At 71.6% G+C, this 1,101-nt stretch carries 1 protein-coding gene and 1 pseudogene; one reads left to right on the forward strand and one right to left on the reverse strand.

What is annotated here, in order from left to right:
• Window positions 1-369 (reverse strand): annotated as a pseudogene (locus tag AB0M20_RS45210) (hypothetical protein); the annotation flags it as partial.
• Window positions 370-548: 179 nt separating this feature from the next.
• On the opposite strand from AB0M20_RS45210, the gene AB0M20_RS45215 reads away from it, so the two are divergent.
• The coding region (locus tag AB0M20_RS45215; RefSeq protein WP_364307813.1) for an AEC family transporter at window positions 549-1,101 on the forward strand (553 nt) is incomplete at its 3' end.

The following is a 1,101-nucleotide window of genomic DNA, read 5'->3' on the forward strand; positions in this document are numbered from 1 at the left end:
CGCGCTGCGCCTGGGCAGCTTCGGGGCGGCGGCGGCCGGGGCGATCGGCGCCACGTCCTTGCGCACGTCGAGTCCCGCGGGCGGCTCGTCCGGCCCGTGCGTGCAGCTCTCGGTGCCCTCGATCTGGAACTCGCCGGCGCAGGCGCGGCCCTTCTTTCCCGGCTTCAGGCCGGAATGCACGAGGCCGCGGCCCGGGTCGTCGGCCGGGGTCTTCGCGATGAAGCCGGCGGCGTCGCCGATCTTGGAAGTGTTGTCACTCCACGGTGCCCAGGCGCTGCCGAGCGTGGAGGGGATGCCGACGAAGGCGACCGCGGCGGCCGCTGTGACAAGCAGGATGAGCCGCCGGGAACGGCGGCGCGAGGGGGACAAGGGGTGGACCTCCGGTGGGCAAGGCGGACCGCCGCCGGCGATGAGAGTGGGGGTGCCGGCGCGGGGTGGGGCGGGCTCACTCTAGGCACCGCGACGGGTCCGGCACGGGGGCTTAAAGCAGGCATAAGGCTGGCTTAGGGATCACGAAGGTTATCGATGTCGTGTGACAGCGTGATCGCATGGTCGACGCGCTGTCCGGGTTCGTGCTCCTGGGCGCCATCGTCGTCCTCGGGTGGGCGCTGCGCCGGTGGGCGAGCCTTCCCGGCGACGCGGAGGCCGTCCTCGGCCGGGTCGCCTACACCGCGTTGGCGCCGTGCCTGTTGTTCGAGGGGACGATGAAGGCGGACCTGCATCTGCTGGTCAGCGGGCCTCTGCTGGTCTCGACCCTGGCGGCCGGCTTCTGCTTCGCGGTGTTCGCGGTGGCCTTCCGGCGCCGGGACCGGGGCACGCGGATCCTCGGGTCGCTGGCCGGCGGGTACACCAATGCCAACTACATCGGCATCCCCGTCGCCACGTATGTGCTGGGGGACGCCTCTCTGGTCGTACCCATCGTGTTCCTGCAGCTCTTGATCTTGACGCCGGTGGCGCTGACGCTGCTGGAGGTCACCGCGAACGGCCGGGTGTCATGGCGGTCGGTGCTGCTCGGCCCGGCCGGGAACCCGCTGATCATCGCGGTCGTCCTGGGTGCACTCGTCAACCTGACGGGGGTACGGGTGCCGCAGGTGCTGGCAG

The organism is Actinoplanes sp. NPDC051633, from assembly GCF_040681735.1.
Lineage (GTDB): Bacteria > Actinomycetota > Actinomycetes > Mycobacteriales > Micromonosporaceae > Actinoplanes.